This is a genomic window from Streptacidiphilus anmyonensis, assembly GCF_000787855.1.
Lineage (GTDB): Bacteria > Actinomycetota > Actinomycetes > Streptomycetales > Streptomycetaceae > Streptacidiphilus > Streptacidiphilus anmyonensis.
Genome location: NZ_BBPQ01000086.1, coordinates 17607 through 32012, shown reverse-complemented (window position 1 = coordinate 32012; position 14406 = coordinate 17607). Strand labels below are relative to the sequence as shown.

General features: G+C 71.2%; 13 protein-coding genes. 10 read left to right on the top strand and 3 right to left on the bottom strand.

All coding sequences use genetic code 11. The annotated features are described in order from the left end of the window. Window positions 1-53: 53 nt before the first annotated feature. The 7 genes from TR50_RS38105 to TR50_RS38070 all read left to right on the top strand — a co-directional run bounded on the left by TR50_RS38105 (window position 54) and on the right by TR50_RS38070 (window position 9799). A complete protein-coding gene (locus tag TR50_RS38105; protein ID WP_152648857.1) occupies window positions 54-299 on the top strand; it encodes a hypothetical protein in 246 nt (81 codons plus the stop codon). A 664-nt stretch (window positions 300-963) separates the two neighbouring features. Then, window positions 964-1416 (top strand): hypothetical protein, encoded by a 453-nt coding sequence (locus tag TR50_RS38100; protein ID WP_152648856.1) that lies wholly within the window; start codon window positions 964-966, stop codon window positions 1414-1416. A 144-nt stretch (window positions 1417-1560) separates the two neighbouring features. Next, complete coding sequence (locus TR50_RS38095) at window positions 1561-2553, top strand: YdcF family protein (RefSeq protein ID WP_052441799.1); 993 nt, start codon at window positions 1561-1563, stop codon at window positions 2551-2553. A gap of 198 nt (window positions 2554-2751) precedes the next feature. After that, entirely contained in the window at window positions 2752-4311 is a 1560-nt protein-coding gene (locus TR50_RS38090) for an FMN-binding glutamate synthase family protein (RefSeq protein ID WP_439654274.1), read from the top strand. A gap of 41 nt (window positions 4312-4352) precedes the next feature. Continuing rightward, window positions 4353-6077, top strand: a complete 1725-nt coding sequence (locus TR50_RS38085) for a thiamine pyrophosphate-dependent enzyme (RefSeq protein WP_042433482.1) — start codon at window positions 4353-4355, stop codon at window positions 6075-6077. A gap of 134 nt (window positions 6078-6211) precedes the next feature. After that, window positions 6212-6526 carry a WhiB family transcriptional regulator gene (locus TR50_RS38080; RefSeq protein WP_042433479.1) on the top strand — a complete coding sequence of 105 codons (315 nt, stop codon included), beginning with the start codon at window positions 6212-6214 and terminating at the stop codon, window positions 6524-6526. A 318-nt stretch (window positions 6527-6844) separates the two neighbouring features. Then, window positions 6845-9799, top strand: coding sequence for a ricin-type beta-trefoil lectin domain protein (locus TR50_RS38070; RefSeq protein ID WP_152648855.1), 2955 nt, complete (start codon window positions 6845-6847; stop codon window positions 9797-9799). A gap of 135 nt (window positions 9800-9934) precedes the next feature. On the opposite strand, the gene TR50_RS38065 is transcribed toward TR50_RS38070, so the two are convergent. Continuing rightward, window positions 9935-10285, bottom strand: a complete 351-nt coding sequence (locus tag TR50_RS38065) for a hypothetical protein (RefSeq protein WP_042433467.1) — start codon at window positions 10283-10285, stop codon at window positions 9935-9937. Between the two features lie 24 nt (window positions 10286-10309). Next, on the bottom strand, window positions 10310-11794 hold the full coding sequence (locus tag TR50_RS38060; RefSeq protein ID WP_269084838.1) for an FAD-dependent monooxygenase: 1485 nt from the start codon (window positions 11792-11794) through the stop codon (window positions 10310-10312). Window positions 11795-12056: 262 nt separating this feature from the next. Between TR50_RS38060 and TR50_RS38055 the strand changes: the two genes are divergently transcribed. Continuing rightward, the gene (locus TR50_RS38055) at window positions 12057-12815 is read left to right on the top strand and encodes a SigB/SigF/SigG family RNA polymerase sigma factor (protein WP_084701693.1); all 759 of its coding nucleotides are present in this window, start codon (window positions 12057-12059) and stop codon (window positions 12813-12815) included. A 257-nt stretch (window positions 12816-13072) separates the two neighbouring features. Beyond that, entirely contained in the window at window positions 13073-13489 is a 417-nt protein-coding gene (locus TR50_RS38050; RefSeq protein ID WP_063775235.1) for an ATP-binding protein, read from the top strand. A 163-nt stretch (window positions 13490-13652) separates the two neighbouring features. Here the strand turns inward: TR50_RS38050 and TR50_RS38045 are convergent, their stop codons facing one another. Beyond that, window positions 13653-13838 (bottom strand): CsbD family protein, encoded by a 186-nt coding sequence (locus TR50_RS38045; RefSeq protein ID WP_042433461.1) that lies wholly within the window; start codon window positions 13836-13838, stop codon window positions 13653-13655. Window positions 13839-14061: 223 nt separating this feature from the next. Between TR50_RS38045 and TR50_RS47540 the strand changes: the two genes are divergently transcribed. Next, window positions 14062-14208 (top strand): hypothetical protein, encoded by a 147-nt coding sequence (locus TR50_RS47540; protein ID WP_162484985.1) that lies wholly within the window; start codon window positions 14062-14064, stop codon window positions 14206-14208. Window positions 14209-14406 lie beyond the last annotated feature (198 nt).

The following is a 14406-nucleotide window of genomic DNA, read 5'->3' as shown; positions in this document are numbered from 1 at the left end:
AGGCCCCGGCGTTTACGCCGGGGAGGAGTCACGATCGGGGAAACACGCGCCTCATGACACGAGACGACGCGCGCAGCCGGACAGTGGTGATCACGGGAGCCAGCGGGTCGCACGGTCGCTTCGACGACCGCGCCCACGCGTTCAGCTTCCAGCTGACGGCGGCCCACCGCCTCGGCGAGCTGGCCCGCTCGGCGCAGGGGGCGCTCGGACGCGTCCGCGCGGGGGTGCCCGCCTTCCGGGCGGGCGTCGGGGCGGCCACGCGGGCATCCGGCAGCGTCGGGGCCACGCCGCCGGGCTGATCGCGACAACCCGCTGCCGGATCAGGGATCTCCGCCGTCCCGCTTCCTCTTTGACACGGCCTCGCTGACTGCCTCACTGACCGCCGCGGGGCCGGGCGGAAGCGCCCGCGGGGCGCGCCGACGCAGTCCGCGGCGTCGTGTGGCCCGTCGTGCACGATCTGGTTGACGCCGCCTCAGCCGATCGGCCGCTGCTCTCACGCCGACGAAGGGCCGTGTTGGTCAGCGGCTGCGGCGGTGGCGGCCGGCGGGGCCCCGGAATCCGGCGGCTGAGGTCAGAATCCGGCCAGGGCCAGCGGGGCGAAGAGCAGGACTTCCGCGACGGTCATCACGGTCCTTTCGAAGGCTGCGGTGGCGTCCTCGCGGGGCCTCTGGGCAGCGGACGGTTGCTGGGCGGGAGGCGGCCGATGCGGCCGATGCGGCCGATGGGGCGCATCGCCGTGCGGTCGTGGCCGTCATCGGGCGTCTGCGCAATGAGCGGCGCGGGGAGCACCCGTGACGTTTCGCCTCCGGCATCACGCCACGTGTGCCCCCGAACCGCGTCCGCATGTGCCCCACCCACCGCGAGGCCGCCTTCCGCGCAGCAGCACGAGTGCCCCAGGCCGTAGCGGGTGAGACGACACCAGACCGCCACCGCGCACATCGTCAACGAGAGGGGATGCCTTCCATGAGTATGGAGACCAACGCACAGGCCCGCGCCGAGACCGTGGTCAAAGCCGCCGCCGACGCCGCGGACAGCCTCACGTCGCACGCCGGGCAAGCGGCCGACACGGCCCGGTCGGCCGTGGCCGCGGGCGTGGAGCTGCTGCGACACGGTGGCAAGGACGCGGCAGCGGCCCTGAACCTCGAGGAAGCCGCCGAGCAGGTACGCCGGTCCGCCGGACCGGTGCAGGACACGGCCAGGCAAGCCGTCGAGCGTTCCCGGCACACCGCGGGAGGCTTGGCCGCCCGCGACGGTCATCACCTCCGACCGAGCGGACGACGGCTGCCGGTTCGGGCTGCGGTGATCGCCGCCTGCGCGCTCAGCCTGGGAGTTCTGCTCTGGCGTTGGGGCCGTACGAGCGAGGAGGAAGCAACGGCTGCGCTTCCTGCCCAGCCTGGCCCGCGGACCCCGGCATGACGCGATCGGCATCACGCGATCGCTGCCCGCGCGTCCCCACCTCACGAGCATCAAAGGGGAGCTGAGGCAAGGAGCCTTGGCCGGCGCGTGACCGGGCCGGGTGCGGGGCAGGGGCCTTCGGGACACACGAGAGGGAGAACGCGGATGACAGCGCGCACGGTTCAGCTGGTGTCGGCGGTGCTCTTTCTCCTTGCGGCGACCGGCAGTCGCCAGCCGTTGCGCCGCTGCACCATGCTGGCCCTGTGTGCGACGTCCGTGGGCTTGGCCGTGCGTGCGGACCTGTCCGAGCCTCCCGGTGAGGCTCCGGTCTCCTGGTCCGTTGCTCTGGTGTGCGCTCTCGTGGTCTCCGGTCTCGGGGTGGCGCTCACCGCCGACGGTCTGCTGCTTCTGCGCCGACACGGCCTGGCGGCGCCGCAAGCAGCCACCCTCGCGGCCGGATTGTTCCTGGCGGCCGCGGTGGGCCTGACGGCGGTGGGCGGTGGAGGGGAGGCGCTGCGTGTGGCGCGCGTACTCGTCGGCGTGCCCACCGCCTATCTGACGGTGCTGTTCGTGAGCTTTCTGGGGCTGACGAAGTTCCGCGGGAGCCTGTGGCCCCGGCGACGCGCGGATTTCCTGGTCGTGTTGGGCGCGGGGCTGGACGGTGGCGAGGTCACCCCGTTGCTCGCCGGACGCCTCATGCGTGCCCTCGCCGTCTACCGGGTTCTGCGGTCCAGGGGCGGCGATCCGATGATCGTCGTCTCGGGCGGCCAGGGCCCGGACGAGGAGCGTTCCGAGGCCGAGGCGATGTTCGGCTACCTCGTCGCCCACGGGGCGCCCGCCGGGCGGGTGCTCCTCGAGGACCGGTCCCGCAACACCGACGAGAACCTCACCCGCAGCGCAGACCTGATGAGGGAAGAGGGCCTCGCGGGCCGCTGCGTGGTGGTCACCAGCGACTTCCACGTCGTGCGCACGGCCCTGGTCATGCGCCGTGTCGGCCTGCGCGGTGCCGTCGTCGGCGCCCCCACGACCGGCTCCTACTGGCTCACGGCCGCTACAAGGGAGTTCGCCGCCATCATCTGGTACGACCGGCGCGCGTTCGCGGCCTTGAGCAGCCTGCTGCTCCTGCCGTCCCTGACGCTGCTCCTGCCGCGGAGGTGAGGGCCTGCCGGGGCTGCCTCAAGCCGTCCGGTCGCTGTCGGTCGCGGATTCCTGCGCCCGCCGGCGCTCCTGACTGTCGGGTTCGGCGCAGGCAGCCCGTCCAGGCCCGGGATTTCGCTCGGTCGCGCTGTGGGACGCTTGGGCGCCGCAGTCCCGGGTTAGACGGTGGCTGTGCTGAGATTTCTGTGGATTGCCTGGTTGGGGTGTGGAGCGGTCGTCGCGACGGCGGCCGTCATCGTGGTGTCACCGTGGTGGTGGTTCGCCGCGGTGCCGCTGCTGGCGCTGCTGCTCGTGGCGGTGGCGGACGTGACGCAGCGCAGGCACTCGGTGCTGCGCAACTACCCGGTCCTCGGGCACCTGCGGTTCGCTCTGGAGGGCATCCGCCCCGAGGTGCAGCAGTACTTCGTCGAACGCAACGTGGACGGGCGTCCGTTCGACCGCGACACCCGCAGCATCGTCTACGAGCGGGCCAAGGGTACCGACGCGGAGGAGCCGTTCGGCACGGAGCTGGACCTGTACGAGAGCGGCCGGGAGTTCCTCGTGCCTTCGATGGCCCCGGTCGCCGTGCCCACCGAGGCGCCCCGGGTGCGCGTCGGCGGACCGGACTGCACCCAGCCGTACGAGATGGCGCTGCTCAACGTGTCCGCGATGAGCTTCGGCTCGCTGTCGGCGAACGCGGTGCTGGCCCTGAACTCCGGAGCCGCACAGGGCGGGTTCGCGCACGACACCGGCGAGGGCGGGCTGTCGGAGTACCATCTGCGGCCCGGCGGGGACCTGGTGTGGGAGATCGGCACCGGCTACTTCGGCTGCCGGACCGAGGACGGGGACTTCGACCAGGTCCGGTTCGCGCAGAAGGCGGCCCGACCGCAGGTCAAGTGCGTTTCCCTCAAGCTCAGTCAGGGGGCCAAGCCGGGGATCGGCGGTGTGCTGCCCGGGCCCAAGGTGAACGCGGAGATCGCTCGGGTGCGGGGTGTCGCCGAGGGGCGCACCGTTATCTCCCCGCCCTACCACCGGGTCTTCTCCACCCCGCGCGAGCTGGTCCGCTTCGTGGGCCGGATGCGTGAGCTGGCCGGGGGCAAGCCGACCGGCTTCAAGCTGTGCGTCGGCTCGCGCCCCCAGTTCCTCGCGGTGTGCAAGGCCATGCTGGAGGAGGGCGTCGCACCGGACTTCATCATCGTCGACGGGGCCGAGGGCGGCACCGGCGCCGCCCCGCTGGAGTTCGCCGACCATCTCGGGATGCCGCTCACCGAGGGCTTGATGACCGTCCACAACGCCCTGGTGGGGGCCGGGTTGCGCGACCGGGTCCGGATCGGCGCCAGCGGCAAGGTGGCCACCGGCGGTGATCTGGTGAAGCGGCTGATCCAGGGCGCGGACTTCACCAACGCGGCGCGGGCGATGATGTTCGCCGTCGGCTGCATCCAGGCACAGCGCTGCCACACCAACACCTGCCCGGTCGGCGTGGCCACCCAGGACCCGCGCCGAGCCCGCGCCCTGCACGTGGGGGACAAGTCGCAGCGGGTGCGGCGCTACCAGGAGGCGACCGTCAGGAGCGCCCTTCAGATCATGGCGGCGATGGGGGTCTGCGAACCCTCGCAGTTGGGGCCGCAGATGCTTCACCGCAGGCTCGATCCGCACACCATCCGCACGTACGCGGACATCTACCCCTGGCTGGAGCCGGGCGGGCTGCTGCACGACGGCGTGCCCGCCCCCTGGGCGCGCGACTGGGACCACGCCGACCCCGACCGGTTCACCGTCTGAGGACCACTTCACCGTCCGAGATCTTCACAAGGGAGCCCCACGTGGCACGTACCGTCGCCCGAGTCATCACCGACGCCCTGCGTGAGCTGGGGGTGCGCCATGTCTTCGGCGTCGTCGGCGACGCGTTGAACCCGCTGACCGACGCCATCCGAACCACCGAGGGCCTGGACTGGGTCGGCTGCCGCCACGAGGAGGCCGCGGCCTTCGCCGCCGGTGCCCAGTCGCAGCTGTCCGGGACCCTGGGGGTGTGCATGGGCACCGTCGGCCCCGGGTCCGTGCACCTGCTCAACGGCCTGTACGACGCTGCCAAGAGCCGCACCCCGGTCCTGGCCATCGCGGGGCAGGTCCCCTCGGCCGAAATGGGCGGCGACTACTTCCAGGAGGTGGACAACGACCTGCTCTTCCGCGACGTCGCCGTCTACCGCGCCACGGTCACCTCCGCGGACCAGATGCCGCGGATGCTGGAGACCGCGGTCCGCAGCGCCATGGGCGAACGCGGCGTGGCGGTCCTCACCATCCCCGGAGACCTGGGCGATCGCGAGCTCGCCGACGACCGTCCCAGCCGCTTTCCGCACCCGCGCCCCGTCACCCGCCCCGATGACGCGGACGTCCGCAAGGCCGCCGACCTCATCAACGGCGCGGGCCGCGCCACCCTGCTGGTCGGGCGCGGCGCGCGGGACGCCCGCGAGGAGGTGCTGGCGCTCGCCGAGCGCCTGTCCGCGCCGATGGTCCTCACCCTGAAGGCGAAGGAGGGTTTCGAAGAGGACAACCCGTACCAGGTCGGCCAGACCGGCCTGATCGGCAACCCGGCGGCGGTCCACGCCCTGGACACCTGCGACACGCTGATCCTGCTCGGGACGGACTTCCCGTACCGCGACTGGTACCCCACCGGGTGCAAGGTCGTCCAGATCGACCTCGAAGAGCGCAACCTCGGCCGCCGGGTGCCGGTCGACACGGGTCTCATCGGTGACACCGCGGCCACGTTGCGCTCGCTGCTTCCCCATCTCGAGCGCGTCGCGGACCGGTCACACCTGGAGACCGCCCGCGAGCGCTTCGAGGAGTGGCGCTCGGGCCAGAGGCGGCTGACGGACCCCCAGCACGACCGCCGCCTGCTCGGTCGCCTGCGCGGCGCGCTGGACAACCGCGACCACGACGTCCGCCCCGAGGCCCTGGCCGCCGCGGTCGACGCCTGCGCCGCCGACGACGCGATCTTCACTTCCGACACCGGCATGGCGACGGTGTGGCTCTCCCGGTTCGTGACCATGCGCGGTCGGCGCCGGCTCCTCGGGTCGTACAACCTCGGCTCCATGGCCAACGCGATGCCCCAGGCCATCGGCGCGCAGTTCTGGGACCGCGACCGTCAGGTGGTGGCGTTCTGCGGGGACGGCGGTCTGAGCATGCTGCTGGGCGATCTGATGACCGTCAAGACCTACCGTCTGCCGGTGAAGCTCGTGGTGTTCGACAACCGGCGGCTGGGCATGGTCAAGCTCGAACAGGAGCAGGCCGGGCTGCCCGAGTTCGGAACGGAGTTGGACAACCCGGACTTCGCCGCGGTCGCCGGCGCCCTCGGGCTGACGGGCATCCGCGTCACCGATCCCGCCACGCTCCAGGAGAGCGTCAAGCAGGCGCTCGACACTCCGGGGCCGGTGCTCCTGGACGTCCTGACCAACCCTCAGGAACTGGCGGTCCCCGGAAAGCCGACCGTCCAGCAGGGGTGGGGTTTCGCGATCGCGAAGGTCAAGGAGACCCTCCGGAGCCACGGCTGAGTCACCGGGGGGAGCGCACGAGCCCGCCCGCGGAGTACCCCCAGCAGGTCGGCGCCTACTACCTGATGCTCCCCTGGCACTGACGGACCTCAAGGACTGGGACACGCGATGAATGAGAGCGGGGCACACGGCTGATGGGACGTAAGCCGGAACTTCCCGGGCAGGTGGAGTGGGCCTGGGCGTGGCAGGAGCAGGCGGCGTGCGCAGCCGTGGACACCAGGTTGTTCTTCCATCCCGCAGGGGAGCGCGGCCGGACGTTCGAGGAACGGGAGGAGGCGGCCAAACGGGTCTGCGCCGGCTGCCCGGTCCTGGCACAGTGCCGCGAGTACGCACTGCGGTGCGCGGAGGAGTACGGGGTCTGGGGCGGCCTGACCGAGGGCGAACGCGGCGACGTGCTGCGCCGACGCCGCGAAGCCGCCCATGCCCCCCAGCCCGCGCGGGCCGCCTGAGTGGTCGTGTGCGCGGCCCGGGCGCCGACTGCAGTGATGCCGCCGCGTGCAGGACGCAGGCTACCCAGGCCCCGCGCCGAGGCCGGGAAGCCGCTCTGGAATTCACCCCTACGGAGGGCGCGGATACGTAGGCAAGGTCCCCAATCCTGCCGGTTACTGCCGCCTGGCCGTCCTGACCTGGGACGACGCGGTACACGGGATCACCCGGCCCGGCTCCTATCGTCGAGGTCGACCACCGGACAACTCTGCTGTGAGGGGTCGTTGGCCACGGCCGGGCCCGCCGCCCGGCGGGCCCGGACACCGACGAAGGGGCTATTCGTGTTCGAGTCGAGAAGGAAATCCGACGGGAGGGCCGGCGCCTCAGTATGGCGTCGGCTCGCCCACGGGGCGGTCGCCGGGGCCGTCCTGGCGGCCGGGATCGCGGGGGCGGTGGGGGCGGCGGCCGGCCCGGCGTCCGCCGCCGTGAGCGCCGACCGGTCGGCCACCTGGGATATGAACGGGGGGCAGAACTGGAACTCGGTCTACACCCTCGCCGGCACGGTCGACGTGCTGGCCCTGTCGGAGGCGGGGACCCCGCCGAACCTGCCCGTCGACGCGACGATCACCGTGGTGTCTCCGGCGGGAACCCAGTACCTCGTCAACTGGTACAAATGGAACGGGCTCTGGCTCTACGTCCTGCAGACGAAGGGCGTGGGCGGCTACCTCGCGATCGTCTCCCACCAGCAGGCGAGCGGCTTCTACGCTGCGGACCCCGCCCCCTGGAGCGACTCCTCCTCGGTCCAGCCCGCGTCCAACTCGAGCCCGAGCTTCGGGATCCAGGTCCCCGACGACAGCGGCGGCGGGACATCGGTGTTCTGGACGTTCCGGGGCGGCGGGAACGGGACGTCCAACGCCGCCGCCAACGACGCGGGGCCGATGGTGGCGAACATCGCCACGCAGATGAGCACCCTGGGCATCGTCGACTGGGCCGTGCTCGGCGACTTCAACCGCAATGCGTTCAACGGCAGCGTCTGGCCGTCGCTGCCCCCCGGCGTGAGCCTGGTCTACGACACCGCCAATCCCACGTACGGCACCCTGTCCCTGGACTACATGGTGACGTCGGATCCGCCCTCAGGGATCACCGCTCACCGCGTCAACAGCCTGAACGGGAACGGGGCGGCGACGATCTCCGGCCACATGCCGGTCGAGTTCGGCTCGAGCTTCCCCGCGACGGCCAAGTCGGGCCAGATCACGAACCCCCCGAACCCGAACATGTGCCTTGACGCGGCAACGGGGTCGGGCGGGACCATCGGCGACAACACCCAACTGTGGCTGGACTTCTGCTCCGCCAACAACGCGACCGAGGTGTTCACCGCCAACGCGAACGGCACCATCACCGACGGCGGGTACTGTCTCGACGACTACAACCAGGGCACCGCCGACGGCAACCAGGTCGAGCTCTGGCAGTGCAACGGCGGCGCCGGCCAGGTCTGGCTCGGGTTGCCCAACGGCAAGATCTACAACCCGCTGACCGGCAAGTGCCTGGACACCTCCGCGCCGACCACGCCGGTGAGCCCGACGCCCCCGAACGGCAACGGGATGAGCCTGCGCACGTGCAACCCCTCGTCCTCCACCCAGCAGTTCGGCGTTCCGGGCGACCGGCAGACTCCCGCGTTCGGGTCGATCACCCAGGCCGGCACGCCCGGCATGTGCCTCCAGACGGGCGCCCCGGGCGGCGCGCCGGAAGGACTGCTGTCCTTCCAGTCCTGCCAGACCTCCACGAGTGCGCAGCAGTGGCTGCTCGGCGCGAGCGGCTCCTTCCACAACAGCGCCTACAACGTGTGCCTCGACAACGCGGGCCAGGGCACGGCCGACGGCAACCTGGTGGGCACATACGCCGGCGGCTGCACCGGCCCCAATGAACTGTGGGAGTTCACCTCCGCCGGATGGATCTTCAACCCGTCCACCGGGAAGTGCCTGGACTCGACCCCGGCGACCTCGCTCTTCGGCCAGCCCATCAGCCCGCAGGGGATGAGCCTGTCCACCTGCACCGGCAGGCCGAGCCAGGTGTGGGACGCGCCGCCGGCGACCACCGACACCCTCAACCCGGTCACGACCCCGGCCTTCGGGCCGATCCACTCGGGCGCCCAGCCCGGGCTCTGCGTCACCACGGCCCCGACCTCGAAGCCGATCGCGCTCACGCTCAACCCGTGCCCGGCCGCCCCGAACTACGCGACCACCAACGGGTACTGGGCGGTGCGGCCGGACGGCACGATCGGCAACGACAACGACCAGTGCCTGACCAACTTCGGCGGGGGCACCAACCCCGGCAACCTGATCCAGATGGGCCCCTGCAGCACCATCCCGGCGCGGCAGTGGCAGTTCATGCCCAACGGCACCCTCGCCAACCCCGCCGGCGGCGGCTGCCTCTCCTCCCAGGCCGCCACCAACGAGGCCGGCGCGCAGCTTCCGTCCACACTCCCGTCTGACCCGATGAGCCTTCAGCCCTGCTCGAACGGCGAGCAGTTCTTCGCACCCGTACAGAACGGCACCGTCACCCTGGCCGCCGACCCGAACACCTGCCTCGACCAGGGCTCTGCGGGGACGACGGCCGCGCCCTGCAGCAACGTCAACGTGGCCGGTCAGGACTGGTCCTTCAACACCAACGGCACCATCACCACGACCACGGGCAGCGGCACCACCCAGACCGTGTGCCTGGACTCGTCCGGCAGCGCCGTCTCCGGCACGAAGTGCGCCTCGACGCCGACGCAGCAGTGGCTCGAGGTGCCCGGCGGTTCGATCGTCAGCTCCGCCGCCGCCCAGTGCCTGACGCTCGTCGCCAGACAGGGCGCCACGCTCTCCCCGTGTACGGGCGCGCTTTCTCAGAGCCTGATCACGACGATCGCCGAGGGCCGCATTCAGAGGCAGGGCAACTACGACTCGTGCCTCGGCACGGTCCAGGCCATGGGCGCCAATCCGCAGATCGGCAACTGCGCCGTCGGCCCCAACGTCTTCGAGTCCTGGAACTACAACTGGAACGGCACGATCTCCAGCGCGACCGCCACCGGCACCGGCTGCCTGACCGGGCAAGGCCCCATACCCGGCACCCCCGTGGATGTGGAGCCCTGCAACAACACGGCCAGCCAGGCCTGGGAACTGCGGCCCGACGGCACCATCTACAACCCGAACTTCGACGAGTGCATCTCCTTCGGACCGCCCACGGGTGCCGACATAAACACCAACACCTGTTCAACGGCAAGCGGGACGCAGACGTTCAAGCTCACCGGGAACTGAACCGGCGCACCGCATGAGCGCGGCCTGACATGAACGCGCACTGAAATGAACGCGGCTCACCGGGCCGCCGCCGATCATGGCGGTCCGGTGAGCCATGGCCTTTCGTTCGAGGCGCGATCGCGCCCGTGTGGCCGGTCAGTCGACGAGGGCGGCCTCGACCAGGTCCGCGCCGTCCGCGAGGAGGGCGGCGGGGTCGGCGTCCTGCTCCTGTCCGGCGGCGGCGCGGTCGGCCGCCTGGGCCGGCACGTTCAGGCCGGGGACGCTCAGGTCCGGGACCTTCTTCACGGCCTCGAGGCCCGCCTCGATCGCCTCGGCGAGCGTCGCGGACAGCGTGTCGTCGAAGTCCAGGCGGGTGACCTTCACCGAGGCGTCGGTCGGCAGCGTGTCGGTGCCGAAGGCGGCCTCGCCGCAGCCGGCGTCGCGCAGGGCGGCGGTCTCCTTCGCGGTGATCGTGCGGTTGAGGACGAGCGAGAACTTGAAGCCCATGACCGGTACCTCTCAGGTCTGATGTCAAGGAGTGGAAACTTCTTCACCGGCGGCCACGGCGGCACGACCGGTCTGGGGGGCCTGGGGAGTCTGAAGGAAGTCGAGGTATGCGAGGACCGCGGCGCCGTCGTCGCCCGCCGCCACCAGCCCGACGTAGCCGTCCGGCCGGACCAGGACCAGGGTGTCCTCGGTGTATCCGTAAGTCTCGGGTCGTTCGGCGATCTCCAGGGTGCGCAGTCCGGTGACGGCGGCGGACTGCACGTGCGCCACCGCCTCGCGGCAGTCGGCGCCCAGGCCGAGCAGCGTCGTGTGGGGGCCGCGGAAGACGTCGAACAGCCGCGTTCCGTCCGGCAGCGGCGAGTCCGGGGCGCGGTCGCCCGCGCGCACCCCCGAAGCCTCGCCGGCGCCGGCGGCGCGGTTCCAGCTCAGGGAACTGTCGCGGTAGTTCAGTCCGAGCTGGTTGGTCTCCTCGGTCAGCCCCTTCTCGGCGCCGCCTGTGCCGCCGATCACGGCCTGCGCGATCTTGTCGGCCGAGGAGAGGGAGGTGCGCAGGGTCCACTCGGCGATCGGCAGGCGCTCCTCCTGGAAGGTGTAGAGCAGGCTCTGATCGGCCCCGTCCCTGATCACCCGGGCGAGCTTCCAGCCGAGGTTGTACGCGTCCTGCACGCCGGTGTTGGCGCCGAGCGCGCCTGCGAAGGGGTGGACGTGCGCCGCGTCGCCGGCGATCAGGACGCGGCCGGAGCGCAGCGAGTCGGCCATCCGCACGTTCTTCTTGGTGACGGACAGCCAGGTCGGGTTGCTCAGCTTGATGTCCATGCCGCTGACGCGGTCGACCGCGGCCTGCAGCGCCTCCAGCGACGGGGGCGGGAACACGCCGTCGGGGCCGGGCGAGGCCGAGGCCTGGATCTGCCACTCGCGGGAGCCCGAGAGCGGGCACAGCAGCAGGAGGCCGCGCTGCAGGTCGTACCACTGGTACCAGGCGTCGTCGGGCAGGCCTTCGACCTCGACGTCGCCGACGTACATCTTCTGGCTCTCGTCCGTGGCACCCTGGAACTTGATGCCGAGCCGCTTGCGGACGAAGCTGGCGCCGCCGTCGCAGCCGACCATGTACTCGACCTCGACCTCCTCGGTCCCGGCCGGGCCCTCGAGCTTCGCGACCACCGAGGCGTCGGTCTGGGTGAAGCCGGTGAGCGTCGTGCCGCGCTCGACTTCACAGCCGGACTCGCCCAGCGGGTCCCGGAGGATCTGCTCGACGTCGTTCTGGCGGACGTAGAGCATCCGGCGGTACGGGGCGTCGGGACGCGGTTCCTTGTCCTCGTACGGGACCACTTCGCTGATCACCTGGTCGAGCAGGAGCCGCCGGAAGGGCAGGCGCTGGGTGCCGGCCTTCAGCATCCTGTCGATGACGCCGAAGTCGTCGAAGACCTCGAGTGTGCGCGGCTGCACCCCGGCCTTGGCGCGCGACGCGGTGGTGAACTCCTGCTGCCGGTCGATGATGCGCACGGGCACACCGCGGTGGAGGGCAGTCAGCGAACCGTGTCGGGATTGCGGAGCCTGTGCGGCTGCCAGAGCTACGGCGGGATCTCGGGAGCGAAGCGGAATTCGTGTGCATGGATCGTGGGCGGCCGGGTAGACGCGGCTTCGTCCTGTGCGGTTTGGATCTTGGAGGGGAAGCACCGTGACTGTCGAAACCGTTGAGCGGAACCGAGTCGCAACGCGCCTGCCCGCGGAGCCCACGGCACAGCCGCTGCTCCCGGATGATCCTTCGGCGATGAGCCTCGGCGAGGTGCGGGAGATGACGGACGTTCTCTTCGCGCGGCTGCGTGGACTGGAGGAGGGCACGAAGGAGTACTCCTATGTGCGCAACACGCTGGTCGAGCTGAACATGGGCCTGGTGCGTCACGCGGCGTCCCGGTTCGCGCACCGCAGCGAGTCCATGGACGACATCGTCCAGGTCGGCGTGGTGGGCCTGATCAAGGCCATCAACCGCTTCGAGCCGGAGCGGGGACTGGAGTTCGTCACCTACGCGTTGCCGACCGTCAGCGGCGAGATCAAGCGTCACTTCCGTGACACCAGCTGGGCTGTGCACGTGCCGCGCCGACTGCAGGAGCTGCGGATCGAACTCGCGCGCGCGAGTGAGGCCCTGCACGCCGAGCTGGGACGTGAGCCCACCACCGCCGAGCTCTCCACCCGGATGGGCGTCCCGACCGCCGACGTCGTGCAGGCGCAGATCGCGGCCAACGCCTATACCGCCGGCACGCTGGAGGCCCCGGGGAACGACGAGGACGACCACGCCCTGCACGACCGTCTCGGTGTGGTGGAGCCCGCACTGGAGACGATCGAGAACGTCCTGTCCCTGAAGCACGCCGTGGCCGCCCTGTCCGAACGTCAGCGCATGATCCTGCACCTGCGGTTCGTCGAGGAACTGACCCAGGCGCAGATCGGGCGGCGCATCGACGTCTCCCAGATGCAGGTCTCCCGGCTGCTGGCCGACATCCTGGCGACACTGCGTCAGACACTCGCCGCCTGAGGCGTCGGCTCTTGGCCCCGGGTCGGCTTCCTGTCCCGGGGCCGCCCCGCGCCCGCCCGACCTTTCGATACCTGGCCACCCCTTGGAGGCGTGCGGCCGTGCTCACGTTGCGCATGAATGACAGCCCGGTGTTCCGGCAAGACGACAGCCGTGAACATGGCCGGTTGCCCGAGACCTTCGACGGCGACGGCCGGCGGTGCGGTGGGCGACCAGGCCTGGGCGAGGCGTCGCCGCACCGAGGGCGGGAGGTGACCGACATGGGTGTCCCGCAGACCGGCGCCTTCGTGCCGCCCGCGCGCCAAGTACGCCGCCTGTCACTGCGGGAGACGGACAGCCCGGTCCGACAGGCCCGCCAGTTCGCCCGTCGGGCGCTCGCGGACTGGCAGTGGGAGCCGTCGGGCGAGGCCGTCGAGGACGTGGTGCTCGTGGTGTCCGAGCTCGTCGCCAACGCGACCGCCCACGCCGGCGGCGCCACCGAGATCGCTCTCGTGATCGACGCCGACTCGTTGTCGGTCTCCGTCGCCGACACTGACACGAAACCCGCCGTCGCCTCCCCGGTGGAGCCGTCGCGGCCGGGCGGCCACGGACTGCACATCGTCGAGGCCCTGGCCACTGCCTGGGGCTCCGCCCCGGGCGCCCACGGCAAGACGGTGTGGGCTCTCTTCGGCGGCTGAGGCACCGAACGGGTCCTGCAGCCCGACGCCGGGCCGCGACGTCCCCGACCTCCACGGCCGCATTCCCACCGGGCCGCTTCGAACCGGCGGCCTACGCCACGGTCAGACCGTGGAGGGGTGGGGCGGCCGCGGCCGCCCCACCCCTCCACCGTCGCTCCGGGAATCAGCGCTTGAAAGCGTCCTTGGCCGCGTCCTTGACCTTCTCGCCGGCCTGCTTGACGTCGGCCGCGGCCTGGTCGGCCCTGCCCTCGGTCTTCAGGCGCTCGTTGCCCACCGCGGAACCTGCGGCCTCCTTGGCCTTGCCCTTGAGCTTGTCGCCGGTGTTCGCGGCCTTGTCACCCATGCTCATCTCGACCTCCGTCTCTGTGGGTCCGGTAGGCAGCGCCTGCCCCGCCGGTGGCGCGGCATGCACGACACCGCCGGACTCTTTCAGGCCGGCCCGGCGACGGCGCCGGCGACCATCGACACGGCACGCATGCCGCCTGCGTTCCGGGGGCATATGGGGCTCGAATTGCTGGAAATGGTTCGATACGTCGGCGGTCTACCGCTCTCGGATTCCTGTTCGGCTGCTCGTGATCGTCGCAATTGTCCTCGGCATCGTCGGGGCGGTCGCCAAGGGGCTGTTGTACCTCCTGGTCATCGGCGTCGCGCTGTTTCCGGTGGCCATCGCTGTCGGCGCCCTGCGTCTGCGCGCGGCCGGTCGCCGCCCCGTGCGCTGAAGCCAGTCGACCGGCACGGCGGCGCTGCGCGCCGGATCGCGCAGCATCCTCGAACAGCCTGCGCAAATAGCGGCGTGTACCCGCTTCAAGTGATTTCAATCACCGATTTTCCAGCCGGGAGAGCGCCTGTTGTGTCGGCGAACTGGGGCGGAATCCCGTGCGCCCCGGCGGCCATGACCGGGTCGAAATGCCTCTGCT

Bases quoted from the DNA above. Each gene is read 5' to 3' on its own strand.
- TR50_RS38100 (WP_152648856.1), top strand. From the start codon at position 964: ATGAGTATGGAGACCAACGCACAGGCCCGCGCCGAGACCGTGGTCAAA.
- TR50_RS38050 (WP_063775235.1), top strand. From the start codon at position 13,073: ATGGGTGTCCCGCAGACCGGCGCCTTCGTGCCGCCCGCGCGCCAAGTA.
- TR50_RS38065 (WP_042433467.1), bottom strand. From the start codon at position 10,285: ATGGGCTTCAAGTTCTCGCTCGTCCTCAACCGCACGATCACCGCGAAG.
- TR50_RS38045 (WP_042433461.1), bottom strand. From the start codon at position 13,838: ATGAGCATGGGTGACAAGGCCGCGAACACCGGCGACAAGCTCAAGGGC.
- TR50_RS38095 (WP_052441799.1), top strand. From the start codon at position 1,561: ATGACAGCGCGCACGGTTCAGCTGGTGTCGGCGGTGCTCTTTCTCCTT.
- TR50_RS38080 (WP_042433479.1), top strand. From the start codon at position 6,212: ATGGGACGTAAGCCGGAACTTCCCGGGCAGGTGGAGTGGGCCTGGGCG.
- TR50_RS38055 (WP_084701693.1), top strand. From the start codon at position 12,057: ATGAGCCTCGGCGAGGTGCGGGAGATGACGGACGTTCTCTTCGCGCGG.
- TR50_RS38105 (WP_152648857.1), top strand. From the start codon at position 54: ATGACACGAGACGACGCGCGCAGCCGGACAGTGGTGATCACGGGAGCC.